Source organism: Bradyrhizobium sp. USDA 4541, assembly GCF_024171085.1.
Taxonomy (GTDB): domain Bacteria; phylum Pseudomonadota; class Alphaproteobacteria; order Rhizobiales; family Xanthobacteraceae; genus Bradyrhizobium; species Bradyrhizobium australafricanum.
Genome location: NZ_JALJZF010000001.1, coordinates 3,508,143 through 3,523,190, shown reverse-complemented (window position 1 = coordinate 3,523,190; position 15,048 = coordinate 3,508,143). Strand labels below are relative to the sequence as shown.

Sequence of the window (15,048 nt, the reverse complement as noted above, 5' to 3'; positions counted from 1 at the left end):
CTCATTTATTCTAACACTGTTAAATTATCTAACGCTGTTAGAATTGAGTCAAGAACGGATTTGCCGGGCCATGCAGATGCGCGAGAGCAGGAAGGAAGCGGTCAGCCGCCACAAGCGGGAGCTGATCCTCGACGCGGCGCGCAGCGTGTTCGCGGAGGAAGGCCTCGAGGGCGCGAGCCTGCGGGCGATCGCGACGCGGGCCGGCTACACGCCGGCGGCGCTGTATTTCCATTTCGATTCCAAGGAGGCGATCTACGCCGAGGTGCTGCGGCAATCGCTGGCCTCGCTCGGCGAAGCCGTCAGTGCGGCGGTCGCGACGACGCGCGGCGCCAAGCAGAAGCTGCACGCAGCAGGCATGGGCTTCTTCCGCTATTACGCGGAGAACCCGCGCGACCTCGATCTCGGCTTCTACTTGTTCCGCGGCGGCATGAAGCCGGCCGGGCTCGGCCATGACCGCGATCACGCGCTGAACGCCGCGCTGGAGGCGGCGCTGCATCCGATTGCCGAAGCCGCAGAGGCGCTCGGCGCCTCCAGGTCGAAGGCGAACACGGTGATGGTGGACTGCTTCGCGCATGCGACCGGCCTCCTGCTGCTATTGCACACCGGCCGCATCAGGATGTTCGGCGCCTCGGCACCCGATTTGATGGATGCCTATCTGCGCGACAGGATCGCACAGATCGCAAAGGAGTGAGGCGCCTCAGTTGCGCGGCCGATATCGTAGCTCGGATGAAGCGCAGCGAAATCCGGGATTCACGCGCGCACGTTCGACCCGGATTACGTTTCGCACCATCCGGGCTACAGGTCTCACTTCCCGTGCGCTTCCCGCATCTTGGCCTGGATCTTGGCCATGCCGCCGATCCAGCGGTCGTAATTCTCGGTCTTCTTGCGCATGTAGCCGAGCACCTGCGGATGCGGCAGGATCAGGAAGGTCTCCTGCTCGATGCCCTTGAGTGCATCCTGCGCGACCTGCTCGGCGGAAAGATCGCCGTCGCCGGATTGCGGGCCCTTCGGGATCGAGCGCAGCATGTTGGTGTCGACGCCCTGCGGGCAGAGGATCGAGACCTTGATGTTGTCGGCGCGGTGCGAGATCGCGAGGTTTTCCGCAAAGCCGACCGCGGCGTGCTTGGTGGTCGAATAGGCCGGGCTGCCGACCTGCGACAAGAGGCCCGCGGCCGAGATCGTGTTGAGGAAATAGCCGCCGCCGCGCGTCTTCATGCGCGGCACCAGATGCCGCGCGGCATAGACATGCGCCATCACATGGATCGCCCAGCTCCGCGACCACGGCTCGTCCGAGGTGCCGCCGGCGTTCACCGACAGTGGATCGAAGCCGCCGCCGATGCCGGCATTGGAGCAGAACAGCGCGATCGGGCCGAACATGCGCTCGGTCTCGTCGATCACATGCAGGATGTTCTTCTCCTGCCCGACGTCGCATTTGAAGGCGGCACCACCGACCGTGGCCGCGACCTTCTCGGCCGCGCCATGATCGAGGTCGACGACCACGACCTTCGATGCGCCCGCGGCATGGAACGCCTCGCACAGCGCCTTGCCGATGCCATTGCCACCGCCGGTGACCACCACAACCTTACCTGCCACCTGCATGGCCATCCTCCCGATATCTTGATTTCAGCGCATGATCCGGAGAGCCGGTCTCATGTTCAAACAGAGGGATCATGATATCCCATCTTTTGCCGATGCATGATCTTTTCGCGAGGCCGGCCCGGCCCTGTGCGTAACGCTGGCGGACCCCTCAGCTCGCCAACACGACGTCGAACACGGCCGTGTAGTGGCAGGCGGCCCCGAGCAGCACGAAGCAGTGCCAGATCGCGTTCTGGAAGCGCAGCCGCCGCCAGGAGTGGAAGATCACGCCCAGGCTGTAGAGGATGCCGCCGGCCAGCACGAAGCCGAGCGCCATCGCCGGCAGTGCCTTCACGACGCGGTCGTAGAGCATGATGCCGCTCCAGCCCATCGCGAGATAAAGCCCGATCGAGAGTCGGTCGAAGCGGCCGGGATAGCGCAGCTTGAGCCAGATCCCGACGATCGCCACGCACCACACCCCGACCAGCAGCGCGATCGCGAAGGTGCTGTCCTTCAGTTCCACGATGAACGGCGTGTAAGTCGCGGCGATCAGCAGATAGATCGCGGAATGATCGAAGCGCCGCAGCACCCATTTGGCGCGCGACACCGGCCACAGATTATAGGTCGCCGACAGCACCAGCATCGCGAGCAGGCCGGCGACATAGACCGACACCACGGCGATGTCGAACGGGCCGGCATAGACCGCGGTCAGCACGATCAGCGCGGTGGCGGCGACCAGCCCGAAAGCGACGCCGACGAGATGGACGACGCCGTCGGCGATCAGCTCGGCACGGTCGTAGTTCCACAGCGCGGCGCCGGCCGCGTGGATCGAGGTCGAGGCAAGTTGCTTCAGGCGGAAGACCGTCATGCAGGCTTTCCCGTGGGCCGATGGACGATGGGTAGCGCGGGTGGTCTGACGCGTTCAATTCCCCTGCCCCCCGACAACCCCTCGCCTGCAAAGGCGCCGGAAATGTGAAGCTTGATTTTGGCCCGATAATCGCCACCTTGCGGGTGATCGCCCGCCCCTTTTGGTCCCTCCTGCCGGGTTTTCGTTAACCCTCCATGCCCCCCAGCTTCACTGATATCGTCGAGGAAGCCCGTCTCTCGGCGCGGGCGCTGCTCGACTATGGCGAGGGCTTCTTCAACCCGACGGTGCGGCTCGGCGTCACCGGCCTGTCGCGCGCCGGCAAGACCGTGTTCATCACCGCGCTGGTGCACGGCCTGACCCGCGGCGGCCGCTTCCCGGTGTTCGAGGCCTATGCCTCGGGGCGGATCGCGCGCGCCTATCTCGCCCCGCAGCCCGACGATGCGGTGCCGCGCTTCGCCTATGAGAACCATGTCCGGACATTGGTCGAGGAGCGACGCTGGCCGAGCTCGACCACCGACATCTCCGAGCTCCGTCTCGTGATCGAGTATCAGCGGCAAAATGGCGCGGACCGCACGCTGACCCTCGATATCGTCGACTATCCCGGCGAGTGGCTGCTCGACCTGCCGCTGCTCAACAAGAGCTACGAGCAATGGTCGGCGGAGAGCCTTGCGCTGTCGCGCGAGCCGCTGCGCGCAAAACTCGCGACGTCCTGGCACGCGCATCTCGCGACGCTGAAGCCCGAAGCCAAAGAGGACGAGCAGGCCGCGCTCACCGAAGCACGCCTGTTCACCGACTATCTGCGCGCCTGCCGCGACGAGCGCTTCGCGATGAGCCTGTTGCCGCCCGGCCGCTTCCTGATGCCCGGCAATCTCGCCGACACGCCGGCACTCACCTTTGCGCCGCTCGACGTGCCCGCAGGCGGCAGCGCGGGTGACGGCTCGCTATGGGCGATGATGCGGCGGCGCTTTGAAGCCTACAAGGACGTCGTGGTGCGGCCGTTCTTCCGCGACCATTTCGCGCGGCTCGACCGCCAGATCGTGCTGGCCGATGCGCTCGCCGCATTCAATGCCGGCCCCGAGGCGCTGCACGATCTCGAGGCCGCACTCGCCGGCATTCTCGACTGCTTCCGGATCGGCCGCAGCACGATCCTGAGCGCGCTGTTCCGGCCGCGCATCGACCGCATCCTGTTCGCGGCCACCAAGGCCGACCATCTGCACCACCAGAGCCACGACCGGCTGGAGGCCGTGCTGCGGCGGATCGTGGCCAAGGCCGCCGAGCGCGCCGAATATGCCGGCGCCGATATCGACGTCGTCGCGCTCGCCGCGGTGCGCGCCACGCGCGAGGCGCAGGTCCAGCGCGGGCGCGACCGGCTGCCGTCGATCCTCGGCACGCCGGCGCCGGGCGAGGTCGCCAATGGCGAGCGGCTCGACGGCGAGACGGAAGTTGCGACCTTTCCGGGCGACCTGCCCGATAATCCGGAGGAGCTGTTCAACGGCGGTTTCCGCGGCCTCTCAAGCTCGGACACCGAGGCCGTAGACTACCGCTTCCTGCGCTTCCGTCCGCCAAAGCTGGAACGAAACGGCGATGCAGAGCCGGTGCTGCCTCACATCCGCCTTGACCGCGCCCTCCAGTTCCTGATCGGAGACAAACTGCAATGAACGAGAAGACGCCCCCGCGGCGGCCGGCGACGTTCAAGCTCGACGATCCCGGCGTGGTCGTGATGGATCCGGATGACGGCAGCCGCCTCACCCGCGGCACGATCCAGATCGTGCCCGAGGCCGAGCCCGCGCAGCTCCCGGTCCCGGTCGATACGCCGCTGGTGCCGGCGCGCCGCGGCTTCCGCTGGGGCACGCTGTTCTGGAGCGCGGTCGCGGGCCTCGTGGTGCTCGGCACCGGGCTTGGCGTCCTCAACCTGGTCGAGGACCTGTTCGCACGCAATGAAGGCCTCGGCGTCCTCGGGCTGGGACTCGCCGTCATCGCCGCGGTTGCGCTCGCCGTCGTGACCACGCGCGAGCTCGTCGGCCTGGCAAGGCTTGCGACGATCGAGAAGCTGCATCTGCGCGCCGCCGAGGTGCTGATCAGCGACGACCGGGCCGCGAGCCGCGCGATCGTTGCCGATTTGCTCAAGCTCGCGCACCAGACCCCGCAGCTCGCTCGCGCCCGCAGCGCGCTGCAGAGCCACACCGACGACATCATCGACGGCGCCGACATGATCCGCCTCGCCGAGCGCGAGTTGATGACACCGCTCGATGAGGAAGCGCGACGGCTCGTATCGACCGCCGCGCAGCGCGTCTCGGTCGTCACCGCGGTCAGCCCGCGCGCGCTGTTCGACGTGCTGTTCGTGTTCGTGGCGAGCTTGCGGATGATCCGGCAGCTGGCGCGGCTCTATGGCGGCCGGCCCGGCGCGCTCGGCATGATCCGCCTGCTGCGCCACGTCATCGCGCATCTCGCGATCACCGGCGGCATGGCGGCCAGCGACAGCCTGATCCAGCAGATGCTCGGTCACGGCATCGCTGCAAAACTGTCACAACGCCTCGGCGAAGGCATGCTCAACGGCCTGTTGACCGCCCGGCTCGGCCTCGCCGCGATCGACGTCACCCGCCCGCTTCCCTTCAACGCCCTGCCGCGCCCGGCGCTGACGGATCTCGCGAAAGACCTGATCCGCAAGCGCGAGGAAGAGGAATGAGGTGCTTGCCTCGCCCCGCTTGCGGGGAGAGGCCGGAATTTTCGCGAAGCGCAAATTTCGGGTGAGGGGGAGTCTCCGCGAGACCAACTCTCGCCGTCCCCGTGGAGACTCCCCCTCATCCCGACCTTCGCAGAGCGAGCTCTGATCGTCTCGTCCCCGCAAGCGGGGAGAAGGAGGAGGCCAGCACGCGCCAGCGGAAGAAGGTGGTGTCCGGCGGCGGCGACAGATCGGGGGTCCAGCCGCTGATCTTCTCCAGCGCATAGGTGTCCATCACCATGCCGCGCCAGCTGCGCGTCACGCGCTCCAGCGGCTGGCGCACCGCTGATGTCTCGCTCCACAGCGGCAGATTGTTCTCGGGCTCGCGCCCGACATAAATGCCGGCGTGATCGCGGATCTTGCTCACGCCGGGATCGGCAAAGCCCTGGAAGCGGCCGCGTTCGTTGATTTCGATGACCGTCACCTTCCCGCGCAGCAACCAGCGCAGCATCGCATAGGTGCGATAATCCGTGGTCGCGACCCAGGTCGCGCCGGTCGCCTCAACCTGCGCCAGCGTGCGCGCAGCCACCACATCGTAGCCCGCCTCGGTGCCGATCGGATCGGTGCGGCCGATCAGATTCCACGGCGCGAACATGTAGTAGAGGAAGACGCAGACGACGAACACGATGCCTGATGTGATCGCGGTCCGCGCCCAATACACCGTCGATTTGATGAGCCCGACCGACCAGCCCTCGAACGGCATCCGCGTGACGTTGATCGCGACCGCCGCAAATCCGGCTGGCCACAAAAACATCGGCCAGGTGTCGCCGACCCGCAGCGTCAAGGACTTCCAGAGGAAGTAGATGAACGGCACCAAGACTGCGGTCGCCAGCAGGATCGCAACCGGCTCGCGCTTGCGATAGCCGCGCCATGCCGTCAGCGCGGTGCCGAACAGCGTCACCGGCAGCAGCACGAAGCCGACGAGGCCGAACTGCATGCCGACGAATTCGCCGACGGTGCGCAGCGTGAAGGCGCGCTCGGCGGTGGCGCGCACCGCCTGGAAGCGGAACGAGGCCCAGTCGTGCTCGGCATTCCAGATCAGCACCGGCGAGAACACAACGATCGCGATCAGCGCGGCAAGATACGGATACGGGCTGCGCAGCCAGCGCCAGCGCCAATCCGGCACCAGCGCAAAGGCGAGCACCGCCGGCGCGAACATGATCGCGGTGAATTTCGACAGCAGCGCCAGCCCGGCAAACAACCCCGCGGCGAGCCACCAGCGCCCGTCACCGCTTTGCGCAAGCCGTACCAGCGACCACAGCATCGCCACCGAAAACGGGATCAGCGCCGTATCCGGCGCGACCTTTGCCATCAAGAGGCCGTAATACAGCGCCGCCTCCGGCAGCAGCAACGCCAGCATCACGGCGCGGACGTTGTTGTCCGTCACGCGGCGGACGATGTCGGCGAGCAGGAGCTGGGTGGCCAGCATCGCGACGATGCCGCCGAGGCGGACGCCGAGATTGGTGTCGCCGAGGATCGCGGTGCCGAAGCGGATGAACCAGGCGACCATCGGGGGATGGTCGAGGAACGACAGCACGTTTTCCTTCGACCAAGTCCAGTAATAGGCCTCGTCGGTGCGCAGATCGAGCGCATGGGCGTAGACCAACCGCATCGCGGTCATGGCAACGATCACGGCGATGACGCCCCGCCAGTCCGGCGCGCGCGAACGGGCCGGCTTAACGCTGTTGTTATCGGCTCCGGGTTCGGCTTGGGCTATCGTCACGGCGCGCTTTTTGTTCGACTCTTAACGGAGTGTCAACGTGCCGCACGGCCCGCTCTCACGGCTGGTCCGGACCCGCGGTGGTGTTCAGCGCGGGAATTAACCACTAGACTTGCCGATCATGAATCACATGGCCTCCCCCTCGCGCGAGCACTTGCAGGACATGGCCCGCGGTATCGGCCTGCGGCAGGTCCGCATCGTCACGGGGGCGATCATGTTCGCCTACCTGACCAGCCATTTCCTCAACCACGCGCTCGGCAATATCTCGACGGAGGCGCTGGCGATCGGGGTCTACTACCACACCGAGTTCTGGCAGTTCCTGCCGGTCGCGATCGTGTTCTACAGCGCCTGCCTGGTGCATACTGGGCTCGGCATCTGGGCGCTCTATCAGCGCCGCGAGTTCCACTGGAAGGCGATCGAGCCGCTGCAGCTGACGCTCGGCCTCAGCATCCCGATGCTGATCGTCGCACACGTCGTCGGCGTACGGCTCGGCCAGACCCTGTACGGGCAAGAGAAGCTCTACCCACAGGAGCTGTACACCTTCTTCATCGCCTCGCCGAACCGGCTGTGGCAGATGCTGGCGGTGCTGGTGATCGCCTGGGTACATGGCTGCATCGGCCTGTATCTCTGGCTGCGGCTGCGTCCGTTCTTCAAGCGCGCCGCGCCGTTCCTGCTCGCTGGAGCGGTGCTGATCCCGACCCTGGCGATGCTCGGCATCTACCAGGGCGGCCGCGCCACGATGGCGGATTATCAGGATCCCGACTGGCGGCGCGAGGAGCTGTCGGTGCAGAAGCTCGGCACGGCGGCGCAGGGGACCACGCTCGAGAAGATCACCGACGGCCTGACCATCGGCTATCTCGGCCTGCTCGGCCTCGTGCTGCTGGCGCGCGGCGCGCGGGCCCTGCTGGAGCGCCGCGGCGGCATGATCGCGCTGTCCTACGGCAACGGCCGCACGCTGCGGGTACCGAAGGGATTGAGCGTGCTGGAAGCAAGTTTGCGCTACAACGTGCCGCATGCGAGCGTCTGCGGCGGCCGCGCACGCTGCTCGACCTGCCGCATTCGCATCATCGGCGACCACGCCGGATTGCCCGAGCCCTCGCCGCGCGAAGCCTTCGTGCTGCACCGGGTCGGCAATGACGATCCGTCGATCCGGCTGGCCTGCCAGTTGCGGCCGACCGCCGACCTGAACTTCTTCCAGCTGTTCCTGCCGAGCACGACATCGGCCAACGCCCACGCCGCCAATCCGGCACGGGTCGGCCAGGAGCGCTATCTGGTCAGCATGTTCGTCGACATGCGCGGCTCGACCCAGCTTGCCGAGAAGCGGCTGCCGTTCGACACCGTGTTCATCGTCAACCGCTTCCTCGGCGCGGTGTCGCAGGCGGTGCTGGAGGCCGGCGGGCGGCCCAACCAGTTCATCGGCGACGGCATGCTGGCGCTGTTCGGGCTTGCCACAGACCGGCAGGTGGCCTGCCGCCAGGCGTTGCGCGCGGCGGCGCTGATCGCAACCCATATCGACGAGCTGAATCAATTCCTGAGCCACGATCTGCGCGAGCCGATCCGCTTCGGCATTGGCATCCATGGCGGCGAGGTGATCGTCGGCGATATCGGCTATCGCGACCACATGGTGTTCACCGCGCTCGGCGATGCCGTCAACGTCGCGGCACGGCTGCAGGACATGACCAAGGCGCTGGCCTGCGAGGCGATCATCTCGGACGAGGTGCGCGTCACCGCCGGGCTGGCCGACGATGCCCTGCCGGCGCAGGAGGTCGCGATCCGCGGCCGCAACGAGCCGATGACCGTGCGCACGGTCGAAAAGACGCAGCTCCTGTCGACGCTGGTCGACGACCGGCGTGCCGTCGCGGCCTGACCTGGTTCATCTCCGCTCCAACCCAATGTGACCTGCCGCACATCCGACGGTGCGTTCAGCAGAGATGCTCGAACGTGCCCGGTGCCGGATGCGACTGACTGGCGATGGGTAACACTGCAACCGCGCCGCGACAGAGCTCAACGCGCACCCGAAGGAGAAGACCATGTTTCGCAAAGTCACGCTCGCTCTCGCCACTGCCGCAACCCTCGGTGTCGCCGCGCTGGCGCCGACCGCAGCTTCCGCCAAGCCGTTCTTCTGGCATCCGCATCACCATCACTTCTGGGGTGGCCCGGGCATTGCCGTCGGCTTCGTCGACTCCGGCTGCTACGCCACCCGCCTGGTGCTGACGCCCTACGGCTATCGCTATCGCACCGTGAACGTCTGCTACTGATCGAACGTTCTACTTGGATGGAAACGCCCCGGTCGTCCACGCGACCGGGGCTTTTCGTTGTTGCGACGCAACGCTGCGAAAGCTCAATTGACTTGCCGTTCCCCGGTGCGACATTTGGACAGCGCGCATTCCGCGATGCGAAGGCGCGCAAGGCAATCTGGGCCTGGTGATGACCGGCTCACGACAGAACAGCTTCGGAGGAAGCGGAATGCTCGATCGACGAGACTTGATGAAGCGCGCCGGATTGGCCGCTTTGGTGACGGGGCTGGGATCAAGGGGTGCATTCGCCCTCGACACCGTGACGCTGCCCTTTGGCAATGGCGAGCGCCCGCTGGTGCGCTACCCGCAAAAGCGCCCGATGATCGGCCTGACCGCCCGCCCGCCGCAGCTGGAAACGCCGTTTGCGGTCTTCAACGACGGCCCGATCACGCCGAACAATGCGTTCTTCGTGCGCTATCATCTGGCAGACCTCCCCTACAATCTCGATCCGGACAAGTTCACGCTGGAGATCAAGGGCAAGGTCGACAAGCCGCTGAAGCTGTCGCTGAAGGACATCAGGAAGCTGAAGGCGACCGATATCGTTGCCGTCAACCAGTGCTCCGGCAACAGCCGCGGCTTCTTCAGTCCGCGCGTCGCCGGCGGCCAGCTCGGCAACGGCGCGATGGGCTGCGCGCGCTGGCACGGCGTGCCGCTGAAGACCGTGCTCGACATGGCCGGCGTGCAGGCCGGAGCCAAGCAGGTCACCTTCAACGGCATGGATGGTCCGGTCAGCGACAAGACGCCGGATTTCGTCAAGGCACTCGACATCGACCACGCACGCGACGGCGAGGTGATGCTGGCCTGGGGCATGAACGGCGAGGACCTGCCCTTCCTCAACGGCTTCCCGCTCCGCCTCGTGGTGCCCGGCTATTACGGCACCTATTGGGTGAAGCACCTCAACGAGATCACCGTGATCGACAACGTGTTCGAGGGCTTCTGGATGAAGTCCGCCTACCGGATACCGGATACGCCGAACAATGCGGTCGAGCCCGGCACCGCACCGAAGGCGACGATCCCGATCAATCGCTTCACGGTGCGCTCGTTCATCACCAGCGTTGCCGACGGCGCCAAGCTGAAGGCCGGCCGCACCATGCTGCGCGGCATTGCCTTCGACGGCGGTAAAGGCATCAAGGAGGTGATGGTCTCGACCGACGGCGGCAAGAGCTGGACGCCGGCCAAGCTCGGCAAGGACCTCGGCAAATACGCCTTCCGCGAATGGAAGTTGCCGGTGAAGCTCGCGGCCGGTCCCGCAGAGCTGAAGGTGCGCGCCACCAACAATGCCGGCGACACCCAGCCGATGGATCCGTTGTGGAATCCGGCCGGCTATCTGCGCAACGTCGTCGAAACCGTGCGCGTCACCGCAGCGTGAGGAGAAGCATCATGACCAGCAAGCTGCTTCCATCCCTCGCCGCGATCGCCGCGCTGTCGATCGGCGCCGCCATCGCCGCGCCCGTGAACTACACGGTCCCCGAGGAAACCGCGGCCTTCAAGTCAGGTCCCAACCTCGAGGTGGTGCAAAACAACTGCACCGCCTGCCACTCGGCCGACTACATCAAGACCCAACCGCAGGGCGAGAAGTTCAAGAAGGATTTTTGGCAGGCCGAGGTGACCAAGATGATCAAGGTCTACGGTGCGCCGATCGACGAAGCCGACGTCGGCAAGATCGTCGAATACCTCTCCGCGACCTATTGAGACGCCGCCGGTCGATCCCCGCGCGCCGGCCGAAAAGGCAGCGCGCGGGACGATCGATCCAGTTCGGTACACCGGAACCGATCCGTTTTTGCAGCGCATCAATTGACCACGAAACGGGCAATCCGGCGTAAAACCCCCGCAAAGCGGGTTGTTTCCGGTCAAAAACACACCGTCGTTTGATCTACCCAGCTTTTTTCAAACTGCTATCCTGTCGTTGCGGACAAGCCGGTTTTTGCGGGGACCGACTGGTCTGTTTTCGATTGATTCCGCGGAGACGACTGGAATGCCCAAAGGTACAGTGAAGTGGTTCAACCCGACCAAGGGTTATGGATTCATCCAGCCCGCATCGGGCGGCAAGGACATTTTCGTTCATATTTCAGCAGTTCAGAAGGCTGGCCTTCAGACCCTCAACGAAGGTCAGTCGGTTGAATACGAAGAGATTGCAAATCGCGGCAAGACGTCAGCCGAAAATCTCAAGGTCTAGCGTCACAGCGCCAGATCCGGCGGCGCACTCTCGGACGCCATCCGGGAGTGGGGGCCGATCCACACACCAGACAACGTGACGTTCGGCGGGGCGGGCACGATGCCCGCGCGCCATGGCGTTGAACTATATGGCGTTGAACTATTTCGGCGGCCACCGCTCGCGCGCCGACAACAGCCTTTTGCGCCGGGAAGCGCGCGGCTGCGCATTGCAGCATCACAGGCACGTGCCGCTCTGGCCGTTGCCGCACGGCACCCGCTTCGACAGCTGCTGAACCTTGCGCTTCGACTCGGCCTGCGCCAGCACGTCGAACACGCTTGACGGGGTGAGCTGCGTGGCCTTGCGGAAGTCCTCGGTCGCCTTGTCGACATGGTTGAGCGCCTCATGCGCCTTGGCGCGGGCGAACAGGCCCTCAACCGTCTCCTTCTGCGCGATCGCCCGGTCGAGATCCTCGACCGCCTTGTCGTAGTTGCGCAACGCCGACCAAGTGATGCCGCGCAATGTCAGCGCCGGCTGATAATCGGGCCGCGCAGAGAGGATGAAGTTGAGATCCTTCATCGCGTTATCCGGCTTCTTCAGCCCGAGATAGGCCCGGGCGCGCAGCACATGCGGGAAAGCATCGTTGGGCGCCCGCGTGATGATCTGGTCGAAGGCGGCGATGGCGCGGTCGTACTGGGAGGAAGTCAGCATCGCGAGCCCGCGGCCGAGCTGTGCCGTCGGATTGTTCGGGCTTCGCTCCAGCACAGCGTCGATATCGACCAGTCCCTCATCTGCGCGGCCCTTGAGCATCAACGCGAGGCCGCGCCACGATTTGGCGATCAGATTGGTCGGCACCAGCGCCAGGGCCTGATCGAAATCCAGCAGCGCCTTGTCGAGCTGATTGAGGCCGATATGGGCGAGTCCACGCTCTGTGAAAGCGAGCGTCTCCTTGGGATTGAGCGAGATCGAATGATCGTAGTCGGCGAGCGCGTCCTGCACCTTGCCGGTGCCGGCCTTGACGAGGCCACGCGCCAGATACGCCAACGAATTGTTCTGATCGAGCGTGATGGCACGGCCGGCGTCGGCCATCGCTTGATCGAACTGCCGCGTGCCGGCGGCATTGAGCGCGCGGGCCGCCAGCAGCTGCGGATTGTCCGGCTTGACCTTGAGCAGGGCATTGAGATCGTTGCGCGCGTCCGCCGACCGGCCGAGCTTTGAATAGGCCAGTGCACGCAGGCGCAGCGCAGCCTCGTTGCGGGGATCGCCGCCCAGCACCTGGGTGAGATTGGCAACGGCGCCCGCGTAGTTGCCCTGTGCGACGAGCTGCTTGGCCTGCTCGACCTGCTGGTTACCCGCCGCCGGCCCGGCTGGCCGCGCCGGCGGCGCGCCTGGAGCCGGTGCGGCCTGCGGCGGCGCGGCGCCGCCTGCTGCCTTGGCGAGTTCGGCCTGCATCGTGACCGCCTGCTGGCGCTGCTGCTGTATCTCCTTGTTGTCGGGAAGCACCGCCAACAACCGGTCGAAGTCGGCAATCGCGCGGGCATAGTCACCCTTGGCGCTGTAGAGCTGGGCACGGGCGAAATAGGCGTTGCGCTCGGCCTGCGGCGCCTGCGCGATCGCACGCGAGAAATCCTCGATCGCTTTATCCATGTCGCCCTTGCGGCGATGGGCCTGACCTCGCCAGTAGAATGCATTCGGCGTGCCGGCGTTGACGGCAATCGCGGTGTTGGCGTCGGCCACCGCCGCATCGGGCTGTCCGGTTTCGACATAGGCCCGCGCGCGCCCGACACGGGCAGCGGGAAGATCCTGCCGCAACGTGATCGCCTGGTCGTAATCCGAGATCGCATCGCTCCAGGCGTGCTGGTCGGCGCGCAGATTGCCGCGCGCCAGGAAGCCGAACGGGTTCTTCGGCTCGAGCTCGATCACGCGATCGAAATCGGCGCGGGCCTGATCCAAGCTGCCCTTGCGTTGCTGGACATAACCGCGCGCGATCAGCGCCGGCACGAATTGTCCATTCAGCTGCACCGCTGCATCGGCATCGCTGAGGGCCTGATCGATCTTGCCGCGCGCGATGCCAAATCGCGAGCGGCCGGTGAAGGCCTTGGTGCGGTCCTCCGTGGAGCGTGCGGTATCGTTGATGATGCCCGAGCACGCCGCCTCGACCTTGTCCGTCGGCGGCCCGCTGCAATCCTCGACATCGCCCGCGCGGGCCGGACCGGCGAGCACGGGCCAAAGTAGCAGCGCAAGCGCCAGCAGCTTTGGGAAACGAACGCCGCGGGTGGCGGCATCAATGCAGATCGAACGTGAACGCATATGGTAGCCTCGGGTTGACCGAATGCTGCCGGTGTTAACGCGTCACTTGGTTCTTATGGTGATCGGCACTGAACGTATTTTTTGGAACCATATCGTGCGAAGCTATTGTTCGAATCCTGGCATTCGGTTCCCAGCGTCGCGCGGAACGCTATCCCTGCGATCAATGAGGATAGAACAGCGCGGAACGCGCAGCTGCGACGCTCAGCCGTTCAATCTTCCGTCACCCATTTGGCGACGGTCATGACATCAGGCGGTTGCAGATAGCCGCGGGGCCAGAGATCGACCGCCCATTCCACCTTGGTCGCGCGCTCGACGAGAACGGCGGTGTTGTGCGGCGTTTGCACCAACGAAAATCCGCGGTAGTGGGGATCCCCAACGTCATGAAACCTGAACAGGTTCCACGCCTGCATCACCAGCATCAGGCTGGTCGTGTTCCGCGTCGTGTCCCAGCAATCATAATTGTGTTTGTCGTCGTTGGCGCGGAAATCCGCTTTCGCCACGCGCTTGTCGGTGCCGAGGATCGGCCCCATGCGCCGGTCGAACCAGATCACGGCCTTTTGCACGGCCGCGCGTTCGGCGGCGGCATTGGCGCGGCCCGTGGCCATGATCTTGGCCAGAGCCGCCCGGTCGGCTGCGCTGAAGTCGAGCATCTCGCGACGCCGGCAGACGAAGCCGTAACAGACGGTCATCCCCGTCGCCGACGGCGGATAGATCGAGACCGAGGTGTAGAGCTGCAGGATGCCGGAGCTGAGCTCGGCCGCGCGGGCCGGCATGGCCGACGGCAACGACAGCATGAGCACAGCAAGCGCGCCGGCAAATCCGGCCCGCTTCATTCGTATCGGCTGATCAGCGTCTTTCATGAACCACCGCCCCAACTCGACCAAAGGATTATCGCGGGCGTGTCGCGATGCCAAGACATCCGGCGCATGGCTGTGGATCAGACCGGCAGCGGCGCGTCGCGCTTGACTTCCTCCATCACCGCGTAGGTTCGCGTTTCGCGCACGCCCGGCAGCGCCAGCAGGGTCTCGCCGAGAAACCTGCGATAGGCGGTCATGTTGGCGACCCGCGCCTTGACCAGATAGTCGAAGCCGCCGGCCACCATGTGACACTCGAGCACTTCCGGCGCGGTCTGGACCGCCCTGGCGAACTTCTCGAATACATCGGGCGTGGTCTTGTCGAGCAGCACCTCGACAAACACCAGCAGGCCAAGCCCGAGCCGGTGCGGATTGAGCCGGGCGCCATAGCCCTCGACGAAGCCGTCGCGCTGCAGCCGCTTCAACCGTTCGCCGACCGAGGTCGGCGACAGGCCGATCCTTTCCGCCAACTCCACATTGGCAATCCGGCCATCCCCTTGCAGGATCGAGAGGATTTTGCGGTCAGTCTTGTCGATTTCTGTCATATCTA

14 protein-coding genes are annotated in these 15,048 nt (G+C 65.6%); 8 read left to right on the top strand and 6 right to left on the bottom strand.

Translation table 11 applies throughout. The annotated features are described in order from the left end of the window. Positions 1-76 precede the first annotated feature (76 nt). Positions 77-691 carry a TetR/AcrR family transcriptional regulator gene (locus J2R80_RS16510; RefSeq protein ID WP_229190944.1) on the top strand — a complete coding sequence of 205 codons (615 nt, stop codon included), beginning with the start codon at positions 77-79 and terminating at the stop codon, positions 689-691. Between the two features lie 113 nt (positions 692-804). Here J2R80_RS16510 and J2R80_RS16505 read toward each other — a convergent pair whose 3' ends face one another. Then, positions 805-1,599, bottom strand: a complete 795-nt coding sequence (locus tag J2R80_RS16505; RefSeq protein WP_076830800.1) for an SDR family oxidoreductase — start codon at positions 1,597-1,599, stop codon at positions 805-807. A 148-nt stretch (positions 1,600-1,747) separates the two neighbouring features. Continuing rightward, the gene (locus tag J2R80_RS16500; RefSeq protein ID WP_057019273.1) at positions 1,748-2,443 is read right to left on the bottom strand and encodes a hemolysin III family protein; all 696 of its coding nucleotides are present in this window, start codon (positions 2,441-2,443) and stop codon (positions 1,748-1,750) included. Positions 2,444-2,637: 194 nt separating this feature from the next. On the opposite strand from J2R80_RS16500, the gene J2R80_RS16495 reads away from it, so the two are divergent. Together J2R80_RS16495 and J2R80_RS16490 are read left to right on the top strand one after the other, a co-directional pair. Next, a complete protein-coding gene (locus J2R80_RS16495; protein ID WP_253638900.1) occupies positions 2,638-4,101 on the top strand; it encodes a YcjX family protein in 1,464 nt (487 codons plus the stop codon). Then, the gene (locus tag J2R80_RS16490) at positions 4,098-5,129 is read left to right on the top strand and encodes a YcjF family protein (RefSeq protein ID WP_057019271.1); all 1,032 of its coding nucleotides are present in this window, start codon (positions 4,098-4,100) and stop codon (positions 5,127-5,129) included. The genes J2R80_RS16495 and J2R80_RS16490 overlap by 4 nt, the downstream gene beginning before the upstream one ends. A 115-nt stretch (positions 5,130-5,244) precedes the next feature. On the opposite strand, the gene J2R80_RS16485 is transcribed toward J2R80_RS16490, so the two are convergent. Then, entirely contained in the window at positions 5,245-6,786 is a 1,542-nt protein-coding gene (locus tag J2R80_RS16485) for a glycosyltransferase family 39 protein (RefSeq protein WP_253640976.1), read from the bottom strand. A gap of 220 nt (positions 6,787-7,006) precedes the next feature. Between J2R80_RS16485 and J2R80_RS16480 the strand changes: the two genes are divergently transcribed. From J2R80_RS16480 to J2R80_RS16460, 5 genes are all read left to right on the top strand, one after another. Beyond that, positions 7,007-8,752 carry an adenylate/guanylate cyclase domain-containing protein gene (locus tag J2R80_RS16480; RefSeq protein ID WP_375162584.1) on the top strand — a complete coding sequence of 582 codons (1,746 nt, stop codon included), beginning with the start codon at positions 7,007-7,009 and terminating at the stop codon, positions 8,750-8,752. A gap of 163 nt (positions 8,753-8,915) precedes the next feature. Further along, complete coding sequence (locus J2R80_RS16475; protein WP_229192994.1) at positions 8,916-9,143, top strand: hypothetical protein; 228 nt, start codon at positions 8,916-8,918, stop codon at positions 9,141-9,143. 208 nt (positions 9,144-9,351) lie between these two features. Further along, on the top strand, positions 9,352-10,551 hold the full coding sequence (locus tag J2R80_RS16470) for a molybdopterin-dependent oxidoreductase (protein ID WP_253638899.1): 1,200 nt from the start codon (positions 9,352-9,354) through the stop codon (positions 10,549-10,551). A gap of 11 nt (positions 10,552-10,562) precedes the next feature. Further along, positions 10,563-10,874 carry a cytochrome c gene (locus tag J2R80_RS16465; RefSeq protein ID WP_253638898.1) on the top strand — a complete coding sequence of 104 codons (312 nt, stop codon included), beginning with the start codon at positions 10,563-10,565 and terminating at the stop codon, positions 10,872-10,874. Between the two features lie 283 nt (positions 10,875-11,157). Then, positions 11,158-11,358 carry a cold-shock protein gene (locus tag J2R80_RS16460; protein WP_057019268.1) on the top strand — a complete coding sequence of 67 codons (201 nt, stop codon included), beginning with the start codon at positions 11,158-11,160 and terminating at the stop codon, positions 11,356-11,358. 213 nt (positions 11,359-11,571) lie between these two features. Here the strand turns inward: J2R80_RS16460 and J2R80_RS16455 are convergent, their stop codons facing one another. The 3 genes from J2R80_RS16455 to J2R80_RS16445 form a co-directional block, all read right to left on the bottom strand. Then, positions 11,572-13,644, bottom strand: a complete 2,073-nt coding sequence (locus tag J2R80_RS16455) for a tetratricopeptide repeat protein (RefSeq protein ID WP_253638897.1) — start codon at positions 13,642-13,644, stop codon at positions 11,572-11,574. A 209-nt stretch (positions 13,645-13,853) separates the two neighbouring features. Further along, the gene (locus J2R80_RS16450) at positions 13,854-14,477 is read right to left on the bottom strand and encodes a hypothetical protein (protein ID WP_057019267.1); all 624 of its coding nucleotides are present in this window, start codon (positions 14,475-14,477) and stop codon (positions 13,854-13,856) included. Between the two features lie 104 nt (positions 14,478-14,581). Next, complete coding sequence (locus J2R80_RS16445; protein ID WP_038386239.1) at positions 14,582-15,043, bottom strand: Lrp/AsnC ligand binding domain-containing protein; 462 nt, start codon at positions 15,041-15,043, stop codon at positions 14,582-14,584. Positions 15,044-15,048: the final 5 nt, after the last annotated feature.

What these genes read in the sequence shown, in the direction of transcription:
- J2R80_RS16455 (WP_253638897.1), bottom strand. Translation starts at nt 13,644, where the DNA reads ATGCGTTCACGTTCGATCTGCATTGATGCCGCCACCCGCGGCGTTCGT.
- J2R80_RS16495 (WP_253638900.1), top strand. Translation starts at nt 2,638, where the DNA reads ATGCCCCCCAGCTTCACTGATATCGTCGAGGAAGCCCGTCTCTCGGCG.
- J2R80_RS16475 (WP_229192994.1), top strand. Translation starts at nt 8,916, where the DNA reads ATGTTTCGCAAAGTCACGCTCGCTCTCGCCACTGCCGCAACCCTCGGT.
- J2R80_RS16465 (WP_253638898.1), top strand. Translation starts at nt 10,563, where the DNA reads ATGACCAGCAAGCTGCTTCCATCCCTCGCCGCGATCGCCGCGCTGTCG.
- J2R80_RS16445 (WP_038386239.1), bottom strand. Translation starts at nt 15,043, where the DNA reads ATGACAGAAATCGACAAGACTGACCGCAAAATCCTCTCGATCCTGCAA.
- J2R80_RS16480 (WP_375162584.1), top strand. Translation starts at nt 7,007, where the DNA reads ATGAATCACATGGCCTCCCCCTCGCGCGAGCACTTGCAGGACATGGCC.
- J2R80_RS16470 (WP_253638899.1), top strand. Translation starts at nt 9,352, where the DNA reads ATGCTCGATCGACGAGACTTGATGAAGCGCGCCGGATTGGCCGCTTTG.
- J2R80_RS16510 (WP_229190944.1), top strand. Translation starts at nt 77, where the DNA reads ATGCGCGAGAGCAGGAAGGAAGCGGTCAGCCGCCACAAGCGGGAGCTG.
- J2R80_RS16505 (WP_076830800.1), bottom strand. Translation starts at nt 1,599, where the DNA reads ATGCAGGTGGCAGGTAAGGTTGTGGTGGTCACCGGCGGTGGCAATGGC.
- J2R80_RS16500 (WP_057019273.1), bottom strand. Translation starts at nt 2,443, where the DNA reads ATGACGGTCTTCCGCCTGAAGCAACTTGCCTCGACCTCGATCCACGCG.
- J2R80_RS16460 (WP_057019268.1), top strand. Translation starts at nt 11,158, where the DNA reads ATGCCCAAAGGTACAGTGAAGTGGTTCAACCCGACCAAGGGTTATGGA.
- J2R80_RS16450 (WP_057019267.1), bottom strand. Translation starts at nt 14,477, where the DNA reads ATGAAGCGGGCCGGATTTGCCGGCGCGCTTGCTGTGCTCATGCTGTCG.
- J2R80_RS16485 (WP_253640976.1), bottom strand. Translation starts at nt 6,786, where the DNA reads ATGACCGCGATGCGGTTGGTCTACGCCCATGCGCTCGATCTGCGCACC.
- J2R80_RS16490 (WP_057019271.1), top strand. Translation starts at nt 4,098, where the DNA reads ATGAACGAGAAGACGCCCCCGCGGCGGCCGGCGACGTTCAAGCTCGAC.